The 22,384-nt window shown below is 39.2% G+C and carries 21 protein-coding genes; 17 read left to right on the plus strand and 4 right to left on the minus strand.

The window, feature by feature from the left end:
* The first annotated feature begins 2 nt into the window (after positions 1–2).
* Entirely contained in the window at positions 3–1,151 is a 1,149-nt protein-coding gene (locus FFF34_011310; GenBank protein ID TSD64493.1) for an ergothioneine biosynthesis protein EgtB, read from the plus strand.
* Between the two features lie 17 nt (positions 1,152–1,168).
* Complete coding sequence (locus FFF34_011315) at positions 1,169–2,161, plus strand: L-histidine N(alpha)-methyltransferase (protein ID TSD64494.1); 993 nt, start codon at positions 1,169–1,171, stop codon at positions 2,159–2,161.
* 8 nt (positions 2,162–2,169) lie between these two features.
* Here the strand turns inward: FFF34_011315 and FFF34_011320 are convergent, their stop codons facing one another.
* The 3 genes from FFF34_011320 to FFF34_011330 all read right to left on the minus strand — a co-directional run bounded on the left by FFF34_011320 (position 2,170) and on the right by FFF34_011330 (position 5,614).
* Entirely contained in the window at positions 2,170–3,009 is an 840-nt protein-coding gene (locus FFF34_011320) for a hypothetical protein (protein TSD64495.1), read from the minus strand.
* 78 nt (positions 3,010–3,087) lie between these two features.
* Complete coding sequence (locus FFF34_011325) at positions 3,088–4,083, minus strand: Gfo/Idh/MocA family oxidoreductase (GenBank protein TSD64496.1); 996 nt, start codon at positions 4,081–4,083, stop codon at positions 3,088–3,090.
* A 1-nt stretch (position 4,084) separates the two neighbouring features.
* On the minus strand, positions 4,085–5,614 hold the full coding sequence (locus FFF34_011330) for a GMC family oxidoreductase (protein ID TSD64497.1): 1,530 nt from the start codon (positions 5,612–5,614) through the stop codon (positions 4,085–4,087).
* Positions 5,615–5,792: 178 nt separating this feature from the next.
* On the opposite strand from FFF34_011330, the gene FFF34_011335 reads away from it, so the two are divergent.
* The 15 genes from FFF34_011335 to ruvC all read left to right on the plus strand — a co-directional run bounded on the left by FFF34_011335 (position 5,793) and on the right by ruvC (position 21,832).
* Complete coding sequence (locus FFF34_011335) at positions 5,793–6,734, plus strand: SPFH domain-containing protein (GenBank protein ID TSD64498.1); 942 nt, start codon at positions 5,793–5,795, stop codon at positions 6,732–6,734.
* A gap of 21 nt (positions 6,735–6,755) precedes the next feature.
* Positions 6,756–7,316, plus strand: coding sequence for a DUF922 domain-containing protein (locus FFF34_011340; protein TSD64499.1), 561 nt, complete (start codon positions 6,756–6,758; stop codon positions 7,314–7,316).
* A gap of 58 nt (positions 7,317–7,374) precedes the next feature.
* Positions 7,375–8,139, plus strand: coding sequence for a UDP-2,3-diacylglucosamine diphosphatase (locus FFF34_011345; GenBank protein ID TSD64500.1), 765 nt, complete (start codon positions 7,375–7,377; stop codon positions 8,137–8,139).
* 144 nt (positions 8,140–8,283) lie between these two features.
* Positions 8,284–9,357 (plus strand): peptide chain release factor 1, encoded by a 1,074-nt coding sequence (gene prfA / locus FFF34_011350; GenBank protein ID TSD64501.1) that lies wholly within the window; start codon positions 8,284–8,286, stop codon positions 9,355–9,357.
* A gap of 246 nt (positions 9,358–9,603) precedes the next feature.
* On the plus strand, positions 9,604–10,479 hold the full coding sequence (locus FFF34_011355; protein TSD65055.1) for an FAD:protein FMN transferase: 876 nt from the start codon (positions 9,604–9,606) through the stop codon (positions 10,477–10,479).
* A gap of 156 nt (positions 10,480–10,635) precedes the next feature.
* Positions 10,636–10,953, plus strand: a complete 318-nt coding sequence (locus FFF34_011360; GenBank protein TSD64502.1) for a hypothetical protein — start codon at positions 10,636–10,638, stop codon at positions 10,951–10,953.
* A gap of 22 nt (positions 10,954–10,975) precedes the next feature.
* Positions 10,976–11,854: a hypothetical protein gene (locus tag FFF34_011365; protein ID TSD64503.1), complete on the plus strand. Its 879-nt coding sequence runs from the start codon at positions 10,976–10,978 to the stop codon at positions 11,852–11,854.
* Between the two features lie 6 nt (positions 11,855–11,860).
* Positions 11,861–12,544: a response regulator transcription factor gene (locus tag FFF34_011370; protein ID TSD64504.1), complete on the plus strand. Its 684-nt coding sequence runs from the start codon at positions 11,861–11,863 to the stop codon at positions 12,542–12,544.
* Between the two features lie 3 nt (positions 12,545–12,547).
* Entirely contained in the window at positions 12,548–13,882 is a 1,335-nt protein-coding gene (locus FFF34_011375; protein TSD64505.1) for a sensor histidine kinase, read from the plus strand.
* Positions 13,883–14,090: 208 nt separating this feature from the next.
* On the plus strand, positions 14,091–14,774 hold the full coding sequence (locus FFF34_011380; GenBank protein TSD64506.1) for an OmpA family protein: 684 nt from the start codon (positions 14,091–14,093) through the stop codon (positions 14,772–14,774).
* Positions 14,775–14,900: 126 nt separating this feature from the next.
* Positions 14,901–16,484 (plus strand): histidine--tRNA ligase, encoded by a 1,584-nt coding sequence (locus FFF34_011385; protein TSD64507.1) that lies wholly within the window; start codon positions 14,901–14,903, stop codon positions 16,482–16,484.
* A 193-nt stretch (positions 16,485–16,677) separates the two neighbouring features.
* On the plus strand, positions 16,678–18,618 hold the full coding sequence (locus tag FFF34_011390; protein ID TSD64508.1) for a DUF3857 domain-containing protein: 1,941 nt from the start codon (positions 16,678–16,680) through the stop codon (positions 18,616–18,618).
* Entirely contained in the window at positions 18,615–20,564 is a 1,950-nt protein-coding gene (locus tag FFF34_011395) for a DUF3857 domain-containing protein (GenBank protein ID TSD64509.1), read from the plus strand. Before FFF34_011390 ends, FFF34_011395 begins: the two co-directional genes overlap by 4 nt.
* A 9-nt stretch (positions 20,565–20,573) precedes the next feature.
* Entirely contained in the window at positions 20,574–21,212 is a 639-nt protein-coding gene (locus FFF34_011400) for a leucyl/phenylalanyl-tRNA--protein transferase (GenBank protein ID TSD64510.1), read from the plus strand.
* 17 nt (positions 21,213–21,229) lie between these two features.
* Positions 21,230–21,832, plus strand: coding sequence for a crossover junction endodeoxyribonuclease RuvC (ruvC, locus tag FFF34_011405; GenBank protein ID TSD64511.1), 603 nt, complete (start codon positions 21,230–21,232; stop codon positions 21,830–21,832).
* Here ruvC and FFF34_011410 read toward each other — a convergent pair whose 3' ends face one another.
* On the minus strand, positions 21,833–22,357 hold the full coding sequence (locus tag FFF34_011410) for a 5'-3'-deoxyribonucleotidase (protein TSD64512.1): 525 nt from the start codon (positions 22,355–22,357) through the stop codon (positions 21,833–21,835).
* Positions 22,358–22,384: the final 27 nt, after the last annotated feature.

The raw sequence follows: 22,384 nt of genomic DNA on the forward strand, positions 1-22,384 counted from the left end.
CAATGGATTTAGCCGACTGTTATAAAAAGGTACGCCGGCGTACCGAAGAGATATGTGCCCCGCTGCAAACTGAAGATTACGTGGTTCAGCCCATAGTGGATGTTAGCCCACCTAAGTGGCATATTGGGCATACTACCTGGTTTTTTGAGACTTTTATTTTAAAGCCTTATTTTATGGGCTACCAGGAATACGACCCCAATTATAATTACGTTTTTAACAGCTATTATGAAACCGTTGGCAACCGCGTTATACGCACCGACCGGGGAAATTTAAGCCGCCCTACGGTTATAGACGTTCAGCTTTACCGCAAGTATGTTGATGATGCGATGGAGAATTTTCTGTTAGGTAATATCAGTGATGATGTAAAGGAATTGCTCATACTCGGTTTTAATCACGAGGAGCAGCATCAGGAACTTTTGTTGACAGATATCAAATATATTTTAGGCAACAACCCTTTGTTCCCGGCTTACTCAAAAGATTATATATCTCCAAAATCTAAAAGAACCGGCGATGCTTTTATTAAGCTTGACGAGGGCGTTTACTATATAGGTTTTGAGGGTGAGGGTTTTAGTTTTGACAACGAACTTAACCGCCATAAAGTGTATTTAAACGCCTTTGAGATAAGCCCAGATTTGGTAACGAATGCCGAATACCTGGAGTTTATGAATTCAGGCGGTTACCACGATTTTAGGCATTGGCATGCTGCCGGTTGGGATTGGGTTAATACTAATAAAATTGAATCACCAATGTACTGGCATAATATAGACGGAGAATGGCATAACTACAACTACCATGGCTTGCAGCCTGTTAATTGGGACGAGCCGGTTTGCCATATCAGTTACTATGAGGCCTATGCCTATGCATCCTGGAAAGGCATGCGCCTGCCTACCGAATTTGAGTGGGAAACCGCGGCAACCCATTTTAAATGGGGGAAAGCTTGGGAGTGGACAGAAAGCGCTTACTTGCCCTATCCGGGATTTGCAAAAGCACCCGGTGCAATTGGCGAGTATAATGGCAAATTTATGGTTGGGCAAAAAGTGCTTCGCGGAGCATCAGAAGCTACCTCACCCAATCATAGCAGAATAACTTATCGTAATTTTTTCCAACCAGAGCTGCGCTGGCAATTTACCGGCATACGCCTTGCAAAATAAATACATCAACAATACCTATGGCACCCACCACAGCAATAACAGAACAATCAGCAGCGGGATTTGATAACCAAACAAAACAGTTTTATAACGATGTTATAAACGGTTTGTCATCTACCCCAAAACGCCTTGATTCTAAATATTTTTACGACGCTCAAGGAGACAAACTTTTCCAGGAATTAATGGCTTGTGATGATTACTATCCTACTAATTGCGAAATGGAGATATTCACTTCACAAACGGCGGAAATTTGTAAAGCAATTATAGCTGATGGCGATGCCTTTGATCTGATAGAACTTGGCGCGGGCGATGCAACAAAATCATCTCATTTGCTTAAATACCTTATAGATCACAAAGCCGATTTTACTTATTTGCCTATTGATATATCAGATAACATAATATCTTATTTAAACATTACGCTACCGGTTACATTGCCGGGCATTAAAATAACCGGGCTTAACGGTGAGTATTTTGAAATGCTTAAAAAAGCGGCTACCATATCTAATAAGCGTAAAGTGGTAATGTTTCTCGGCTCAAACATTGGCAACATGCCTGTACATATTGCCGAAGGTTTTTGTAAAGAAATACGCAATCATTTAACGCCGGGCGATATGATGCTGATTGGTATTGACCTTAAAAAAAATCCTAAAACCATTTTAGCTGCGTATAATGATAAAGAAGGCATCACCAAACGCTTTAACTTGAATTTATTAGAGCGCATTAACCGTGAGCTAAACGCTAATTTTAATATTAACCAGTTTGATCATTACCCTACTTACCACCCTGAAACCGGGGCGTGTAAAAGCTATTTAATAAGCCTTGCTGACCAGGAAGTGAATATTAGCGGTCAAACTATTTCCTTTTTAAAGGATGAGTATATTGATATGGAGATATCACAAAAATACACGGTTGAGCAAACCCATAAAATGGCTTCAGAGGCCCAATTTGAACCTCTGAAACAATTTTTTGACAACAAGAAATGGTTTATTGACGCCATTTGGACGGCCATCTAATTCGGCTATTATTTGGTAACCAAACCGGCATGTGGGTTAATAAACGCCAATACACCGTAAGTGATAACAAATAACCAGCAAGCTATGTACAGAAATACAAAAGGTTTTCTGTTTTGTAACCATTCTGGGTATAAAATAGGTTTGCCCTGGAATTTACCGCGCGGCTTGCTCGGAAAAAAGAATGTTTTATACGTTTCAATAGTAGCAATGGTAAAACCAATGCTGCATAAGCCAATAGCCAAAAAGTTATCGGTAAGGTTAGCTGCAACCCATCCCCAAAAGTAAGCGATACTTGGGCTGCGGAAAAACTTAAATGTTTCAAAACCTTCTATTGGGGCATCTTTCCAGGCGCCACCAAAAGCAGATATCCAGCCACCAACACTAAGCATTATTAAAATGATGTATGGGTTCCAGGTTAATTCTCCGGCTTGATATTTTTGCCATTGGTTGATAATAGCCCAGGCAATTCCAAAAATGATAGCCACATAAAAGAAAGCTGCGATCCAGCGGTCACGTTTACTTTCAACAACCTTACCAAATACGTGTAGTTGCATTGGTATAAAATATTTAGTTTGATCAGAGGTACGTAAAAACGATTTCCAAACCTCTACGGTTAACCTTTCGGCAACATAAGTACATCCCCATAACAAAACCACACCCGAGTAGGTAGTAAGGTCTAATTTTGCAAAATGTGCAATAAAAGGCGCATATATAAGGCCGATAATGGCGCTTCTGAAATATTTTGGCCAGGTAAACCCTTCGTGGGGTGAATCTTTATACATACCCCATGTAGAGATATGTAACCCTGCTGTTAATCCGGTAAGTAGTGCGAGTAATGTAAGTTGCATTCTGTTTTATGTAATGATAATGTGATTATGGTTAAAATTTGAGTGCGAATTTAGTAAAATAAACAATTTAATTGTGTTTTAAGCAATTGATGAGACCCCTGCCGATAGATATGCCTGTTCTATATATAGCAAGTCGCGCTTGGCAATATACAGGTTAAACTTAGCATCTTCACCTTCGCGTAAAGCATTAAAAAAATCTGTGAACATACCTTTTGTACCGCCAATATCACTTATACCGGGAAAGATCAACTTCCATTTATCACCTCTAACAAATATGAATAAGCCATTAGATTCGAATTTTATAGAGCCTTTGCTGCCATAAATGCGCGATACCCGCAAGCCCTTGAACAGCGCGTTTACTTCCCACGAATAAAGAAGTGTACCCACAGGCCCGTCCTCATATTGGGCAACCACCTGCATACTGCGCTCGGTTTTACCAACGCTGCTTTTATTTTGCGGGAAATAGCCAATTATATGTTTGATGCTCATCCCCAGGTTTGATATAAAGTTGATCCAATGGATGCCGCCTTCAAATAACGCCCCACCACCTGCTGTATTAGTGTCGCCCCGCCAATCGTTAACTACCTGTTTTTTGGCAGCGTTAAAAAACATAAACTTAATGTCGCCGATAAGCTTTCCAGCAAGCACATTGCGTAGCTTTTGCAGCACTGGTTTATAAAAATAATTTTCGGCCACAAATAGTTGCACGCCGTATTCCTTGCGTAAACTATCTATCGTATCAAAATCAGCAGATCTAAAAAAGGGTGGTTTTTCTACAATTACGTGTTTGCCTGCTTTCATGGCTGCAATAGCCAGTGAGAGGTGGCTATCGGGCGGTGTAGCTATAAAAATAACATCTACGTTTGGCGACGCTATTGCAGCCTCGTATGATCCGAAGTGGCCCTCGCCATTATACTTCGATTCAAATTCAACCGCTTTTTGTTGGGCCCTGCTGGCAAAATACAAATGGACACCATCAAACTTCTTAAGCGTTTTGGCATGCTTGCCTGTAATGACCCCGCACCCTAAAAATCCTATACGTATATCCCCTTCTACCTTTTTATATGTTGCCATATTAACTTGCTTTAATAATTAAATCGCCTACGCGCAGGGCATTGGCAGCAATGGTTAAACTTGGGTTTAAAGCCGCCGATGTAGGCATAACGCTACCATCGGTAACATATAAATTATCTATACCACGAAATTTGCAGTTCTCATCAAGGGCTGATTTTTTTTCATCAGTGCCCATACGTACCGTACCCACCGCATGAGAAAAAGTACGGATATCATGTATATAATGTGTTAATGCCCCGGCGCCCTTCATTATCCTTTTACCTGCGTCGGTTAACACTTTTAACGCAGCCACATCTCTTGCGGAATATTCGTGCGATATAACAGGACGTGGTAACCCAAATTCATCCTTATGCGCCTGATCAATGGTTATATAATTACTAAACTGCGGCTGATCTTCCACTATCGCTAATAAGCCGCTAAGTAAGCGCACACCCTGACTTAATAATTTACCAAGCGGCCCTTTAATTTCGTTTTGGACCAATCCCATTGGAGGGGTTGGCATTTGTTGCAAACTGCCTACTTTATTAAATTCAGAACCTTCCTTGCCAAAGTAATAATCTAAAATAGCCAACTGTTTGTGAAAACGTCCTTCTTTATCTGCTACACCAGGGAATATCCCAAAAATGATTGAATTTAAATGGCGCATTAAATACCGGCCAATCACATCGCCGCCGGGGTTGTATTGTTGCATCCCTGATGATAGTAAAACATGTGGCGTACCCAACGAACCCGCTGCTAAAATTATAAGGCCCGCTTTAAAAGTTTGTTTTTCGCCGGTTGTTTTTGATGTAGCATTAGCGCTAACTATTTTTCGGCCCTCTGCATTTAGTTTGGTTACTACCATGTTAGGTAACAGCTCCATTCCTTTCCCAATAAGGTCTGGCAAAACCATCGTAGCTAAATCGTTTTTGGCGCTTATAGCGCAGGCAAATGTATCGCATGTTTTGCAATGCTGGCAGGTGCCTCGTGTAGTATCTTCGTAATTAATGGCTAAGGGTAGCTGAAAAGGGTGTAACCCCAGTTTTTGCGCGCTTGCTTTTACCTTGTTTGATATATTGGCCAATTGTGGCTTGCCCTGGGGCAGCGGTGTACTTCGATACGGCTCGGTAGGGTCTATTCCCGTTTCCCCTGATATATGTAGTATCCCTTCGGCTTGGGTGTAATAGCTTTCAAGGTCATTATATTTAATAGGCCAGCCCTGGGCATTAGCCCCTTCGATCTGCTCGTTCTTTTCAAAGTCTGCTTCCCGGAAACGAAAGGAAACCCCACCATAAAATACAGAGGGCCCACCAACGCAGGAATATAACCCCATAGTCGGCTTATTGCCCCCCTTCTCTACATGCAGCAAACTGGTTTTATCATAAAACTCCGACAGATCTATAGAGCCACGCATATCCCAGTTGTGTTCACCACGGGTAACAAAACCGCCACGCTCCAGCATCAGCACTTTCATACCCGCGTTCACTAACTGCCGTGCCGTCATCGAACCACCAAAACCGCTTCCAATGACAATAGCATCGTAGCTCTGCATAATTAAGAGTTTTTAAATTAAGGGCGAAAGATAGGCATTTCCTTTAAAACAGGCCGCCGGTACCCTTTTACTACACTATTAATTACATTACGCTGAACTTTCATTTTAGCTGTAGCATTTTTTAATTTAATTGCTTTTATTTCAAATTACCCTATATTTATTTCAAATATTTCACATCATGGGGCCATCAACAATTATATATCTGGTATTGGCATTTTTTGCGCTGATCATAATTTTTTCGTCGTTTGTAACGGTTAAGCAGGGCACAATTGTAGTGATAACAGTGTTTGGTAAATACCATCGTATTTTAACGCCAGGCCTTAGTTTTAAGATACCTCTTATTGAAAATATCTACTCGCAGATATCCATACAAAACCGCTCGGTTGAACTGGAGTTTCAGGCGGTAACGTTTGACCAGGCCAATGTGTACTTTAAAGCCATGCTATTGTATTCAGTGCTTGATCAACAGGAAGAAACCATAAAAAATGTGGCCTTTAAGTTTGTTGATGAGCGCAACCTGATGCAGGCATTAATACGCACAGTTGAGGGGTCGATAAGAGCTTTTGTAGCCACTAAAAGGCAAGCCGAAGTGTTAGTGCTTCGCCGCGATATTGTAGAGCATGTGAAGGAGCAATTAGATACCATTTTAGAAAACTGGGGCTATCACTTACAGGACCTTCAACTAAATGATATTACGTTTGATGATGTGATTATGAAATCAATGAGCCAGGTGGTAGCATCGAACAATTTAAAAGCCGCTGCCGAAAACGAAGGACAGGCACTATTGATTACAAAAACTAAAGCCGCTGAAGCTGATGGTAATGCCATAAAAATATCTGCCGAAGCCGAGCGGCAGGCAGCCCAACTACGTGGCCAGGGAATTGCATTGTTCCGCGAGGAAGTGGCAAAGGGTATGACCATGGCTGCAAAAGAAATGCAAGGCGCCAATATGGATACATCTGTTATCTTATTTACGATGTGGACCGAATCAATAAAACACTTTGCCGAAAACTCGCAGGGCAACGTTATATTTTTAGACGGATCTACAGACGGTATGCAACGTACCATGAAAGAAATGATGAGCTTAAACCTTTTACAACCCGATAAAGTCAAAAAGTAAAATTATTTTACTTCTGACTTCATGATTTTAAAAAGTTTTAGATTCTCTTTTTTACTTGCAGTGGTACTATTTATCGCAAATATGACTACTGCTCAGCCTTTCAGGCAGTTAACGGCCGCCGACTTTATGGGCACCCCAAAGGCAAATAACAGGGGTGTAATTGCTTACACCAACTGCACGCTCGATTTTAGCTATCAGGCTAATCATAGTAAAAATGATTACTTACTGCATTTTAAAGTTACGTTGCAGCTAAACAACTACAAATCGTGGATGGATAAAGCACGCATTACATCGGCGGAGCAACTTGCTGAGATACTAAAGCACGAGCAGGGCCACTATAATATCGCCTACTTAGAACAGCAAGAGGTTATACGAACAATGGAACGCACCCGCTTTACAGCTAACTACCGGGCAGAAGCAATGGATCTGTTCAATCGCATTGATGCTAAGTATAAACAGTTAAATATTGATTATGACGAAGACACCCAGCACAGTGTTAACAAACAACAACAACATAGTTGGGATATATATTTCGCCAAACGTTTAGAATATATGCCCTCTGCCGAAAATGCAGGCATGTAGTACAAGTAATTGCCCGATATTTTGACGCTGCCTTTTATTGCTGTACTTTTGAACAAATATGCCAACCGGTAATAAACTTTATTTCGCTTCAGACTTTCACCTGGGTGCCAACGGATACGAATTGTCGCGTGAGCGGGAAGACCGTATTGTCCGATGGCTTGACACTATAAAAGTAGATGCTGCTGAGTTATTTTTAGTAGGTGATGTTTTTGATTTTTGGTTTGAATACAAAACAGTTATCCCAAAAGGATACACCCGCTTTTTAGGCAAATTGGCCGAACTTACCGATGCCGGTATAAAGCTTTATCTTTTTAAAGGCAACCACGATATGTGGATGTTTGATTATTTTGAAAAGGAGCTAAACGCTACTATCATTAGTAACCAAATGGAAATGGAACAGGGTGGTAAAAAGTTTTACATTCACCATGGTGATGGCCTTGGCCCTTTTGATTATAAATACAAAACATTAAAAAAAATATTCCGCAGCCGTTTGTGTCAATGGCTGTTTGCAAGGGTACACCCCAATTTAGGTGTTGGCATAGCTAGCAGATGGTCGCGGCATAGCCGTATAGCTGGCTTAGAGGAGTTTAAAGAAATGGATAATCGGCGCGAGTGGCTGGAAATATATTCAACCGAATTACTGCAGACGAAGTATTATGATTACTTTATATTTGGCCATCGGCACAAACCACTTGATATGATGCTAGCCGGTAATAGCCGCTATATAAACCTTGGCGAGTGGGTTAATTATTTTACCTATGCAGTTTTTGACGGTGACAGCCTTGAGCTAAAATACTTTGAAGCTACCGAAAAAAATCCTTAGCACGCTAAATCTCTTTACAATACGCTGAGTTTATTATATGCCTTTAATTGCGTATTTTTGCATGTTTATTGCAGCATAACAAAGAGTTGGGCCGATATAAAGCCTATAAACAGCAATAGAATTGCTGTAATTGAATTAAAGAAAATGTTAGAGAAATTAGAATTAATATACCAGCGCTGGAAGAACGTAGAAGCCGAATTAAGCAGCCCGGATGCTATGGCTGATATGAAGCGTTTTGCACAGCTCAATAAAGAATATAAAGACCTTGCCAAAATTGTTGATGAGTATAACATATACCGCAACATAATGAGCAATATTGAAACTAATAAAGAAATATTAGCTACCGAAAAAGACGAAGAGTTTCGTGAAATGGCTAAGATGGAATTAGATGAGCTTTTAGTGAAACAGGATGAAATGGAAGAATCTATCCGTTTGATGCTTATACCTAAAGACCCTGAGGACTCTAAGAATGCCATTATTGAGATACGCGGTGGTACCGGCGGCGACGAGGCTGCATTGTTTGCAGGCGACCTTTATCGCATGTATATGCGTTATTGCGAAAAACGCGGCTGGCGTACCGAATTGGTAGATTATACCGAAGGTACCGCTGGTGGCTATAAAGAAATTGTTTTTAATGTAACTGCAGATGACGCATACGGTAACTTTAAATACGAATCTGGCGTGCATCGTGTGCAGCGTGTCCCGGATACCGAAACACAAGGGCGCGTACATACATCTGCTGCGTCTGTAGTTGTATTGCCCGAGGTTGATGAATTTGATATCGACTTGCAGGTAAGTGACATACGTAAAGATTTGTTCTGCGCATCAGGGCCGGGCGGCCAATCGGTAAATACAACCTACTCGGCAGTAAGACTGACACACATACCTACAGGTATTGTAGCACAATGCCAGGACCAAAAATCGCAGTTGAAAAATTATGATAAAGCCTTAGGGGTTTTACGCTCGAGGGTGTACGAAATGGAGTTGCAAAAGCATTTGGAAGAAACTTCTAAAAAGCGAAAAACCATGGTAGCAACCGGCGATAGATCGGCTAAAGTGCGTACTTATAATTATCCGCAAGGTCGTTTAACCGAGCACCGTATTGGTTTAACCATTTATAACTTAAATGGTGTAATGAACGGCGATCTGCAAGAGATTATGGAAGCACTACAATTTGCAGAGAATGCGGAGAAGCTAAAAGAGGGCACTGTAGCTTAAATGTAAAATTTTATTTATTTGATAGCAAAAAGCACCATTTAGGTGCTTTTTTTATTTATGACTATCGTCTTTCATGTAAATTTCATAATGCTGCTTTAATTTAGCGTTTGTGAGGTTGCATTATTACATTATTAAACGTAATGTGTAAATACACGCTAAGTTTAACTGTAATTAACGCAAATTAATATGCTGGCAGTAACAAAATTAACAGAAAGCTCTACCATTTTTGGTCGCGAAGTACGCTTAATGGGTAACAGGTTTGAGATTCGATTAGTTGCCAATAACCCTGTTTGGGCTAACCAGCGTATAGATAGCGCCATAAACGAAATAAATCGCGTTGAAAAGCTGTTAAGCACCTTTACTGAGGATAGCGTTATTAATGAGATAAACCGCAATGCAGGTATCAAACCTGTGTATGTTAACGCAGAAATATTTGAATTGATTGATAGAGCACTGCAAATATCAGCACTTACTTATGGCACATTTGATACCACTTATGCCTTAACAAGCAAGCCAAAAGCCGAGATCAATAGCTCGATAGTTGTAAAAACACTGAAAAAGAAACTAAGCCAAACTAACTATACAAATGTTATGCTTAATGCCGAAAGCCAAACTGTTTATTTAAAAAATAAAGGCATGCGCATAGGCTTTGGTGCCATTAGCCGGGGCTATGCTACAGACAGGGCTAAATATATTTTACAGATGGAAGGTGTTAGCAGTGGTGTAATAAATGCTGGTGGCGATTTGCTTACATGGGGCCTGCAGCCTGATAACCAACCCTGGACAATTGCAACAGCCGACCATAACCAGGCTGACAAACCTTTTGCTAACATTAACATTAGTAACATGGCTGTAGCTACATCTTTTAATACAGAACTTCTAAGCAGTGTTATCTCATCAAAAGATATTGATGCTGAGAGTGGATTTCCGGTTAGCCATATACAAAGCGTAAGCATTATAACACCCACAGCAGAATTAGCCGACGCAATGGCAACGCCAATTATATCTATGGGTGTAAATGCAGGTTTATATCTAATTAATAAATTAAATCAAATAGCCTGTATTGTTATTGATGATCATAACCGAACCTACACATCAAAAGATATTAATAAATTGATGTAATCTGTTGCTATATTTAGCAAACTAAACCTATACGTTATATTATTGGGGGCACTAAGCCAGGCGCATGTTCTGGATATTACTGCTTGCGTTTTAAATTCTTAATGTTACTGTGATAATTAACCATTTTAACAGTTCATTAACATTCCTATTGCTTAAATGATAAAGTGGTTTTTGTATATTGTCCTTTTAATAATATTAGTGCCACGACTATCATCAGCCGAAGTTTTTTCGAGTAGTTCTCATACTTTTTCATACAATTTCCTGGCTCCCGCTTTACAGCATGATACTGTTACTGTAACAAAAACCGTTAAACACACATCAGAAGAAGATAAAAAGAAAATAAAAGAAGTAGCTAAAGCAAAAAAACTACCTAAGCCCGAGAAGGTTGACGATGCCCCAAAACAAAAAGCAAAAAGGCAGCGCAGACCTGACGGCTTGGAAAGACCGCCGGAAATACCCAGAAGAAATAATTAATTTTAAGCGAGATACCAAATCAATGAGATACTTTGGCGCATTGTTTTTTTTAATAACCTGCATTACGGCTAAAGCTGCTGTAGTTAAGCCAATGCTTTTTACATCGCGCGATACCATACCTGTTACAGACACCGATACCGTGGTTAAAAAAAATTCGGTATCGGCGGGTGTAAGCTACGGTAGCGATGCTTTATTTTTTGGTCGTACCGGCCCTATTAAGTATCCCTTTACCGCCACTGATATTATTTTCAATAGTAAATCGGGCATATTTATATATGGTTCTGCTGTAAAGGTTTTAGGGTACAAGCCGCTGGTTGATGAAATTGATTTAGGCGGCGGATATTTTTACCGGCTATCAAAGCAATTTACCGGAACCATAAGCTATACACGCTTTATTTTTAATAAAGAGGCCGAGATAATCAAATCAGCATCATCCAATGATATTGATTTTAAGAACTCATACGATTGGAAATATTTTAAAACCAGTTTGATAGGCGATTACCTCTTTGGTAAATCATATGATATTTTTGCTACCATAAGTAACTCCAAATATATCGAAAGCAGTTTCAGCATATTTGATGATAACGATTACCTATCTATAAACCCCACTGTAAATGTAATATTTGGCACACAAAATTTTGTTCAGCGCTACTCAGTAGATCATGAAGATGAATTAGCAATAGATAACATTTATCTGCATAATTTAAATGGCCGCCGGGCAAGGGCAAATGCACAATTTAATTTGCTTAACTACAGCTTTAAATTACCCCTGGCATATAACAGGCCGCATTATACATTAGAGGCGGCATATAAATATTCTATCCCGGTTAACGTTGAAGGGTCGCTAAAAAACAAGCGGGAATCTTTTTTTAACTTCACTTTTTATTACCTTTTTTATTGACAGCGCATGAACGTTTTAATTATTGAGGATGAAAAAGCGCTTGCTAACGAAATGGAATTGTTTTTAAGCAAAAACAATTATATATGCGAAGTATGCTATAATGGCACCACAGCCTCTGAAAGAATAGCCATTAACCTATACGACTTTATTTTGTTAGATCTTGGACTGCCTGATTACGAGGGCTTAAATCTGTTAAAAGAAGCGAAACAAAATAACCCTGAAGCGGCATGTATTATACTAACTGCACGCGCCGAGGTTAACGACAGAGTAAAGGGCCTTGATTTGGGTGCGGATGATTACCTGGCTAAACCATTCTCGCTATTAGAATTACAGAGCCGCATGCAGGCCATTACGCGCCGAAAATTTGGCCTTGTACATAATGTTATTGAACTGGATGGCTTTTTAGTGAATTTAACAGAGCGTACCATAATGTACCTTAATAATAACGTAAGCGCAATTACCAAAAAGGAATTCGACCTTATTGCTTATTTATTATTGCATAAAAACCGTACACTTAGCCGTTCGCAGTTAAGCGAACACATATGGGGCAGCTTAATAAATGACGATTATGACTCGAATTTTATAGATGCCCACATTAAAAACATCCGTAAAAAACTAAGCGCCTTTGCCCCTGCAGAATGGTTAGAGACCGTACGCGGCCTGGGCTATCGCATAAAAACAAACGTTTAAGTTTTGAAACTCAAAACCAAACTTACACTATTCAATGCCATCTCGAAATTGGTTATTGTAACACTTTTTGTGCTGCTTCTACCCTCTATTATCGAAAACATAAATAAAAATTATACTGATAGCCGACTTATAAAACAAAAAGATAAGCTGTTACAAATAGTTAAAGAACGAGGTATAAAAGCTTATATAGAAGACGGTGAAAGTTATGGTAGTTACCTGCCATTAAAAGAAGAATATATTAGCCTTGATGAGGTTAAAGCCCGCTATTCACTTGATACCATACAAGATGAAAAACGCCTGGTGGAGCAAGACACCATTGATTACCGCATACTTAGCCACACGTTTAAAGCTGACGATAAAACATACCTGCTTGAAATTGGAAAAAGTGTTGAAACGATAGGCGATACAAGTGGGCCATTACAAAACATTGCCTTTAAGGTGCTGTTAAGCATGATATTGCTCACCATTTTGGCCGATTTGATATATTCTAATTATGTATTAAAACCCTTAAGTTTAATTATCAGAACAAAACTTATTGGTAATAAATTTCCAAGCTTTACTACCTACCGCGAAGTTAAAACAAGCACTACAGATTTTCAACATCTTGATATTAGCATTCATAAAATGGTTGAAGCGATAGAAAGCGCCTTTCAAAAAGAAAGAGAGTTTATATCAAATGCGTCACATGAGTTGATGACGCCTATCTCTATAATTCAGTCGAAAATAGAGAACATGTTTGAGCAGGAGGATATTGCCGATGAGATAAAAGTGCGCCTCCTGGAAATGCAACGGATACTTAACAGATTAAAAACTATTACCAAAACGCTTTTATTAATATCACAGATAGAAAATGATCAGTTTTTAAAAGAGGATGAAATTACAGCATCAAACCTGTTGCAAGAAGTATATGATGAAATATCCATACGCCTTCAGGAAAAAAACATCACTTATGTATATAATATAGTTGATGAGGTAACTTTAACCAATATTAACCGCTACCTGTTATTTAATTTACTTTTCAATCTGGTTAATAATGCCATAAAGTACAATAACACCAACGGATCTATAACTATCACGGGGCTATTACTTAAAACCAACTATGCCATATCTATTGCTGATACGGGTATTGGTATAGCGGAAGAAGAATTACCATTCATTTTTGACAGGTTTAAAAAAATAAGGCAATCGTTGTCGCAAGATAGTTTTGGGCTAGGCCTGCCTATCGTAAAATCTATAGCAGCCTTCCATCAAATAGAAATACAAGTAAGCTCTGAAAAAGACAATGGGAGTACTTTTACCCTTTTATTCCCGTTAGCACTTACCAAACCTGCTTTTTAACACCAAAGGTTGTACTAAATTAAAGGCAATCATACACTCCAATTGTACATTCGGACTTAGGCCATTTATAGTCAAATTTCTTTAATCTTAATTTTTTGTTGTAAGAGTATTTTAAACCTTACAAATTATCGCATGTCTATCGTTAAAAGGCGTATTGCTTTTTTGGCATTTACTTTGCCAGTATCGAATAAACACACAGACATTAAAGATGAAAACATTAAAAATAAAAATTGCTACGTTCAGTATTGCTATTGCTTCGTTAGGTATTTTAGGTTCAGGTTGTAACTCACTTACAAAAACTCAAAAAGGCGCTGCAATTGGCGCTGGTGCCGGCGGTACCGTTGGTGCTCTTATTGGTAAAGCTGCGGGTAACACTGCATTAGGTGCAATTATTGGCGGTGCTGTAGGTGGTACAGCAGGTGCATTTATTGGCCGTAATATGGATAGGCAAGCTGCCGAGATTAAACAAACCGTACCCGGAGCAACTGTAACCCGCGAAGGTGAGGGTATATTAGTTAAGTTTGATTCGGGAATATTATTTGATACCGACAAAGCAGACCTTAAAGCTGCTGCCCAAACTAATTTGGCAAACTTAGCTACTTCATTACAAAACAACCCTCAAACAAACATCCTGATTGTTGGCCACACCGATAACACCGGTACCGATGCGCATAATATGGATCTTTCTGTAAGAAGGGCGCAATCAGTAAAATCATATATAGCAGCATCAGGAAACGTTGCATTATCACGACTAAGCACAAGCGGAAAAGGTGAAAGCGAACCAATTGCAGATAATAATACCGTTGATGGTCGCGCACAAAATCGCCGTGTAGAAATTGTTATTGTTGCTAACGAGGCAATGAAAAATCAAGCCAAAAGTGCTACAAATTAATATATAAGATCGGTTAATAGTTTAAAAGCCCCATGCCCTATGCAAGCATGGGGCTTTATTTTTATTCGAGATTTTATAGCTATATACCTGCTATAAGCATAATTCTGTTTTTTGTACATTTGCCAAATGGCATCCATCAAACCATCAGTACCCAAAGGCACGCGCGATTTCTCTCCCGCCGAAATGGCTAAGCGTAATTTCATTTTTGATACGATAAAAAGCGTATTCAGGAAATACGGTTATCAGCAGATAGAAACTCCATCGATGGAAAACCTGAGTACCCTTACCGGCAAATACGGTGATGAGGGGGATAAGCTTATATTTAAGATATTAGATAGCGGAGATTATGTTTCTAATATTAAAAAACAATTTGATGTATTTGAGCCAGTTCTGACGCGACTAATAAATAACGCTTACAAGGCGGCGATTCTTCCTGGAAACGAAGCCGACCATGATTATTGGATAAGTGTGGGTGAAGAATTCCAGTTGGTTAAAAACGAGTGGGTAGAAAATAAGATAACACTCTCCGATCTATTATCAAAACTTAAGATTGATTTAAAAGACCTCCGCCTAACGCCAGCTGAAGTAGGTTTAGAGTCAAAGACTTTGACCACATATATTTCTGAAAAAGCCCTAAGGTACGATTTAACCGTACCCTTCGCTCGTTATGTTGTACAACACCAAAACGAGATAACTTTTCCTTTTAAACGTTTCCAGGTGCAGCCCGTATGGCGGGCCGACAGGCCACAGAAGGGACGTTACCGAGAGTTTTACCAATGTGATGCCGATGTTGTTGGCTCTTCGTCGTTATTGAACGAGGCAGAATTTATTATGATATATGACGAGGCACTAAGCAAACTCGGATTGAAGGACTTCAGTATAAAAATTAACAATAGAAAAATACTATCGGGCATTGCCGAAGTTATAGATAAAAACGATAGTATAATTGACCTTACTGTAGCCATTGATAAACTGGATAAAATTGGCCTGGACGGTGTGATAAAAGAATTGCTTGAACGCGGCTTTACCGATGCTGATATTAACCAACTAAAACCTATAATCTTATTAGAAGGCAGTAACGACGAGAAATTGTTGAGTCTGCGTAATGCCCTTCAAAATTCTGTGATTGGGCTGCAGGGTTGTGATGAAATACAAACCGTATTTAATTATATGGCCACCTGCAATCCCTTAGTTGCCAGGTTAGAATTAGATATAACCCTTGCACGCGGGCTAAACTATTATACCGGCGCTATATTTGAAGTTAAAACCAACGAGGTTACCATGGGTAGCATCGGTGGCGGCGGCCGTTATGACGACCTTACCGGAATGTTTGGTTTAAAAGGCCTAACCGGTGCAGGCATATCCTTTGGAGCCGACCGTATCTACGACGTACTGGAAGAACTTAACCTTTTCCCTGCATCGGCCGAGCAAAGCACACAGGTTTTGATTTGCTGTTTTGATGAGCAAGGCGAAGCCTACGGTTTACCGTTATTACAGCAACTACGAGCAAACCACATAAACGCTGAATTATATCCGGCAGGCGCCAAAATCAAAAAGCAAATGGAGTACGCCAACAATAAGCAGATACCATACACTATAATTATAGGCAGCGACGAAATACAAAGCGGACAGTTATCGTTTAAAAACATGGCAACCGGCGAACAGGAAAAATTAACAGCGGGCCAAATGTTGGCTAAGTTAGTTAAATAAGTCGGGCCATCTATACTTTTCTACTCTTGCCTCGAGGCGTTTGCTATTATTTAATAATACCGTTTTGAGATACTATAGCCTCCTTTTTTGGCTTATTACTTATACCATTCGGGTAACAGATGTATGAATTATTTACATTTCATTAAAATATAATTCCAAAGTATTATATTCGTAATACCTAACCTTAATTAATATGAACAGAATTTTTACCCTGCTGTTACTATGCTGTGTTTCCTTTTTTTCCAAAGCACAAACCTCTCCTGCTCCTATAAAGCCTTACGGTAAAATTGATACTGCTGAACTTTTGATGAAAGATTGCGCCTTTGAAAAGGGCGCTAATGCTATGATATTATTTGATAAAGGCGATGCCTATTATGACGCCAACTGGGATTTGGCAATGGAAAGGCATAAACGGATAAAAATTTTTAATGATAACGGTAAAGATAACGCCAACATTCGTATCGAATACTACAGTGGCAATCGCCTGGAATATATCACAGGCGTTAAAGCGCAAACTATTAACCTGGTTAATGGCAAAGTAGAAATCACGCCGATCGATAAAAAGTTTATCTACACAGAAACTGTTGATAAGATGTGGTCGGCTATAGTGTTTAGTATGCCTAATGTAAAAGCAGGTTCAATAATCGAGTATAAATACACCTGGAATACAAATTCTATTATCAGCTTCCCCGATTGGTACTTTCAAGACAAAATACCTACACAGTATAGTGAATTTACAACTACTGTCCCAAATGAGTTATACTTTTCGCTTAGGGCAAATATAACAATGCCTTTAGTTAAAAATGAGACTTCAAACAAGTCGGGTAAGTCTGACATACATATAAGGGCAATGGCAAATGTTCATTCATTACCCGATGAGCCTTACATGTCGTCATATGATGATAATTTGCAATCGGTTACCTACCAACTTACCGGTATACAACCAAACGGAAGTTACAGCCGGTCATATAACGATACATGGGCAAAAGTGGGCGGCTACCTTGCCGATTTTGAAGACTTTGGTTCGCAATTAAAGCGAAAACTTACAGGCGAAGAAGTTATAATACTTAAAGCCAAAGCATTAAAAACAGACAACGAAAAGATTGAATACCTATTTAATGAGGTGAAAAATACTATGAAATGGGATGGGGTCGATCGCTGGTACACCAACGATGGAACTTCAAAGGCATGGGATAAAAAAACAGGTAACTCTGCCGAAATAAATTTAATACTTTACCATCTCTTAAAAAAATCGGGGGTTACTGCTTATCCAATGGTAGTGAGTACCCGCAGTCATGGTAAGGTAGTTCATTATTATACCAATATTAATCAGTTTAACCGCGCGGTGGTTTACATACCAATTGACAGCGCAAAAAGGTATGTATTAGATGCTACAAGTAAGTATAACATATATAACGAAATACCTTACACCCTACTTAATAACGAAGCTTTGTATATTGATAAAGACAAGGATCAATACGATATGGTATTTTTATCACACGAGGCGCCGGTTAGGCAGGTAATATTAATAACCGCCGATATTAAGCCAGAAGGGAAACTTGAGGGTACAGCGCAAATAAACAGCTTTAGCTATAATCGTATAAATTGTGTCCAAAGCTTTAAAACAGATGGCGAAAAAAAATATACCGACAATTTAAGGGATAATAATAATACAATAAAGGTAACCTCTCTTAAATTCGATAACATGGATATTGATACTTTGCCATTAACACAAAATATCAATTTTAATCTTGATCTCACCGGTTCTGATGACAACTACATCTATTTTAACTCAAACTTATTTACCTCGCTTAAAACAAATCCGTTTATAAATGAGACCCGGTTTACCAATATTGAATTTGGCTATCGGAATAACTATACTATAAACGGCACTTATAAAATACCTGCTAATTACAAATTAGAAGCCCTGCCTAAAAGCATCGCAATGACCACACCCGATGGAAGCATTAGCTTTAGGCGTATAACAGCAGAAGCTAACGGCAGTGTTGTTGTACGGTATAATATTGATTACAAAAAGAATATGTATTTTAAAGAGAATTATCCCGAGTTACACGAGTTTTTCAAGAAAATGTATGAAATGCTTAACGAACAAATTGTATTGAAAAAGGGATGAGAAAAGGGATTAAACGGATTCAATTTACCATATTTATACTGTTATCGGGCATTTGCTTACTATTTTCATTTAAATTAAAGGCACAAAATAAAGCGCTAACAAAAGATCTTTATTTAGCATCATCAGTACCCGACTCTTTAAAAGAAAATGCCAATTCGGTTGTGCGGTATTCTTCTGATGAACTTGTTATTACGGCTCCGGGTAAGGTTAATCATAAGCATCATAGCATCACTACCATACTTAACGAAAAGGGCGATGACGATGCTCGCCTTGTGCTATTTTATGATAAAAAATATAGTAGTGTCGATCGTGTAGAAATAATAGCCTATAACGCTGCTGGAATTCAATTAAAAAAATACCATAAAAGTGATATGTACGACAGATCAGCCACTGACGGTATTTCTATTATTACAGACTCACGACTGCTCGCTTTAGAACACCCTGTTGCCTCTTACCCGATGACTATAGAAATATCGTATGAAGTAGAAAAAGACAGTTATCTCGATTTGGATGAATGGAGTATGCAGGAAGCCGAGAAATCAGTTCAATATGCAACTTATACAGTTAATGCATTGCCTTCTGTCGGCTTTAGGTACAAAAACAAGAACACTAACCTTGTCCCACAAAAAAGCGCTGATAATAAATATGATATATATACATGGAAAATAGCAGGCATAAAGGCTACCAAGCCCGAAGATGAGGCATTAGATTGGCAGGTATACCCTAAAATATTATTTGCAACTAATTTATTTGAATTTAATGACCTCGCCGGAGACTTTACCACCTGGCAAAGTTTCGGCAAATGGATAAAGGCTTTAAATGACCCGGTTTGCACCCTTGACGCAAAACGTACCGAGGAAATAAGAACAATGACCGCCAACCTTAAAACCGATAAGGATAAGGCTAAGTTTTTATACGAATACATGCAAAAAAACATGCGGTATGTAAGTATACAGTTAGGCATTGGGGGCTTAAAACCATTCCCGGCATCGTTTGTAGATGAGAAAAAATATGGTGATTGTAAGGCCCTGTCAAATTACATGTATGCTTTGCTAAAGGCTGTTAACATACAATCGCATTATGCATTAGTTAGGGCTGGCACAAATCAAGAGCCCGCCGATGCCAATTTCCCGGCTGATCCATTTAATCATATTATATTATGTGTGCCTTTTAAAGGTGATACTACCTGGCTGGAATGCACCAGCAATACGCAACCTTTTGGCAAGCTGGGTACTTTTACCGAAAACAGAAACGCTTTATTAATTACCGATGATGGCGGCAAGCTTGTAAACACCCCTAAAAGCACAGGCATCGACAATCAGTTTAATAGTGAGGTCCACATTATGCTCGACGCTGAGGGCGGAGCCAAGGCAAAAGTGAAGATACTAAGCACTGGTGCCTACAGAGATGATTATATAGGTATTGCTACCTTAAAAAACGATGAGCAAAAAGAATATCTCATAAGAATGATGAACATGAAGCAGCCATCTGTTATTGAATTTACGCCCCTCGCAGATAATAATGGGATTAAAGAGGTAGCCATAGATTTAGAGTACGATAAATTTTCTGACATAACCAGCGGCGATAAGCAGTTTTATCGCCCGCGGGTGTTTGACCTATGGCGGCTAACGGTACCTGTTTTAGAAAAAAGAAAAACTGATTTCTACTTTGAGCAGCCAATGCAAAAAACCTGTGTAACCACAATTGATCTGCCAACAGGTTTTGAGGTAGAAACATTGCCAACCAATCAAAGTTTCAAATTCAGTTACGGTAATTACGAGGTTAACTATACCTATATAACCGGTAAAAACCAGGTGGTAAGTACTGCAAAGTTTAATTTAACTACCCAAATGATACCTGCAGCAAAATATACCGAAATGCAGCAGTACATGGATAATATTGCCAAAGCACAAAATAAAAAACTGGTAATACGGCGTAAGGCTTAAATTTGCCGGATGATATTCCGTCTTGATGATCGTATTCTTTTCCCCGATGCTGGGTTGGCCGAACCTGACGGTCTATTAGCTATAGGTGGCGATTTATCTGTAGAGCGTTTGGCATTAGCTTATAAAAGCGGCATATTCCCCTGGTATAGCGAAGACGACCCAATTCTTTGGTTTTCGCCACATGAACGATTTGTGTTATATCCTGAGCGGTTAAACGTGTCTAAGTCAATGAAGCGAATATTAAGATCAGGCGCATTTACTATTACTTACGATAACTGCTTTAATGAGGTAGTAAAATCATGTTCAACTGCTCCGCGCGAAGGGCAGGATGGTACATGGATAACCACAGATATGCAAGCTGCTTATTCAAATTTACATGATGCAGGCTTTGCTCATTCTATAGAGGTATGGCAAAACCAACGCTTAGTTGGTGGCTTATATGGTGTTGCAATCGGTACCGTATTTTGCGGCGAAAGTATGTTTAGTAAAGTCAGCAATGCATCAAAAGTAGCCTTAATATCGCTTTGTCAAAGTAGCCAATATGAGTTAATAGATTGCCAGGTTTATACTGATCATTTAGCATCAATGGGAGCACATATGATAACAAGGCAAGAATATATGGCCGCTTTGCATAAAACCATTGCTTAAATATTAGTTTTGTAGCAATGGAGCCCGTTATTCATAAAGAGCGTATTATTTTAGGCATCGACCCGGGCACGGCCGTTATGGGATATGGCCTGGTATTGGAAAAAGGACCGAAAATAGAATTGATAAGTTTAGGGGTGGTGAAGATGGATAAGATAGACGACCACATGCTTAAGCTACAGCGCATATTCGAAAAAACCGTTGCGCTTATTGATAACTACAAACCCGACTGCCTGGCTATTGAAGCTCCTTTCTACGGTAAAAATATACAGGTAATGCTAAAATTAGGCCGGGCACAGGGCGTATGTATGGCAGCTGCATTATCACGTAATGTTACTATTACCGAATACTCGCCCCGTAAGATAAAGCAGTCTATTACTGGCAACGGAAGCGCCACAAAAGAGCAGGTTGCCGCGATGTTGCAAACCCTTTTAAAATTTAACGAAACACCAGATTTTTTAGATGCGACAGACGGACTTGCCGTAGCAGTATGCCACTCGTTCCAAAAAATCACTACATCATCAGTTAAAAGCAGCACGGGTAGCAAAAGCAAAAAATCTTACTCGGGCTGGGAAACTTTTGTAAAAGATAATGCTGTAAGAGTTAAAGGCGGTACCAAATAACTATAGGAACATTTTAGCTACATCATCCCACGAGTCTACTCTAACATCCCACTCAACATTTCTATTATGAGATGCTGTGAAAAGCACGCCTTGCCCTATAAATCGTTTAAAATGCCTTACGTTGTCATCAATCAGGTAGTCGGCATTAATAATACTCTTATCGCCGCAAAACACAATATTAGTCCATGATATATATGGAAAATGAGTATTAAGCCAATTGAGCTTATGTTTAAACGAGTAAGGGAACTCCATTGCAGCTGTAGTAATAAACAGTTCATACTTTTTATGAAGCTCATTTATCACCTCCTGGCTACCAGGTATAATATTCAAATCTTTAAAAAAATCTTCGTGATGAGCGTATTCCTTTACTTTATACCGGTGTCCTTCTTCTAAAAGGTCTTCAAAGCGACTTGAGCTTAATTGTTCAGGTGTAAATTCAATATTGTAATCTCTTTTATACCAGTCTGCAAAACGCTGAATGGCATCCGAGATTACTTCATCCATATCAATAGCTATTCTTTTCATAGTGCCTGTTTCTCACAAATATAACAG

Source organism: Inquilinus sp. KBS0705 (assembly GCA_005938025.2).
GTDB lineage: Bacteria > Bacteroidota > Bacteroidia > Sphingobacteriales > Sphingobacteriaceae > Mucilaginibacter.

Bases quoted from the DNA above. Each gene is read 5' to 3' on its own strand.
- FFF34_011310 (TSD64493.1), top strand. From the start codon at position 3: ATGGATTTAGCCGACTGTTATAAAAAGGTACGCCGGCGTACCGAAGAG.
- FFF34_011315 (TSD64494.1), top strand. From the start codon at position 1,169: ATGGCACCCACCACAGCAATAACAGAACAATCAGCAGCGGGATTTGAT.
- FFF34_011320 (TSD64495.1), bottom strand. From the start codon at position 3,009: ATGCAACTTACATTACTCGCACTACTTACCGGATTAACAGCAGGGTTA.
- FFF34_011325 (TSD64496.1), bottom strand. From the start codon at position 4,083: ATGGCAACATATAAAAAGGTAGAAGGGGATATACGTATAGGATTTTTA.
- FFF34_011330 (TSD64497.1), bottom strand. From the start codon at position 5,614: ATGCAGAGCTACGATGCTATTGTCATTGGAAGCGGTTTTGGTGGTTCG.
- FFF34_011335 (TSD64498.1), top strand. From the start codon at position 5,793: ATGGGGCCATCAACAATTATATATCTGGTATTGGCATTTTTTGCGCTG.
- FFF34_011340 (TSD64499.1), top strand. From the start codon at position 6,756: ATGATTTTAAAAAGTTTTAGATTCTCTTTTTTACTTGCAGTGGTACTA.
- FFF34_011345 (TSD64500.1), top strand. From the start codon at position 7,375: ATGCCAACCGGTAATAAACTTTATTTCGCTTCAGACTTTCACCTGGGT.
- prfA (TSD64501.1), top strand. From the start codon at position 8,284: ATGTTAGAGAAATTAGAATTAATATACCAGCGCTGGAAGAACGTAGAA.
- FFF34_011355 (TSD65055.1), top strand. From the start codon at position 9,604: ATGGGTAACAGGTTTGAGATTCGATTAGTTGCCAATAACCCTGTTTGG.
- FFF34_011360 (TSD64502.1), top strand. From the start codon at position 10,636: ATGATAAAGTGGTTTTTGTATATTGTCCTTTTAATAATATTAGTGCCA.
- FFF34_011365 (TSD64503.1), top strand. From the start codon at position 10,976: ATGAGATACTTTGGCGCATTGTTTTTTTTAATAACCTGCATTACGGCT.
- FFF34_011370 (TSD64504.1), top strand. From the start codon at position 11,861: ATGAACGTTTTAATTATTGAGGATGAAAAAGCGCTTGCTAACGAAATG.
- FFF34_011380 (TSD64506.1), top strand. From the start codon at position 14,091: ATGAAAACATTAAAAATAAAAATTGCTACGTTCAGTATTGCTATTGCT.
- FFF34_011385 (TSD64507.1), top strand. From the start codon at position 14,901: ATGGCATCCATCAAACCATCAGTACCCAAAGGCACGCGCGATTTCTCT.
- FFF34_011390 (TSD64508.1), top strand. From the start codon at position 16,678: ATGAACAGAATTTTTACCCTGCTGTTACTATGCTGTGTTTCCTTTTTT.
- FFF34_011395 (TSD64509.1), top strand. From the start codon at position 18,615: ATGAGAAAAGGGATTAAACGGATTCAATTTACCATATTTATACTGTTA.
- FFF34_011400 (TSD64510.1), top strand. From the start codon at position 20,574: ATGATATTCCGTCTTGATGATCGTATTCTTTTCCCCGATGCTGGGTTG.
- ruvC (TSD64511.1), top strand. From the start codon at position 21,230: ATGGAGCCCGTTATTCATAAAGAGCGTATTATTTTAGGCATCGACCCG.
- FFF34_011410 (TSD64512.1), bottom strand. From the start codon at position 22,357: ATGAAAAGAATAGCTATTGATATGGATGAAGTAATCTCGGATGCCATT.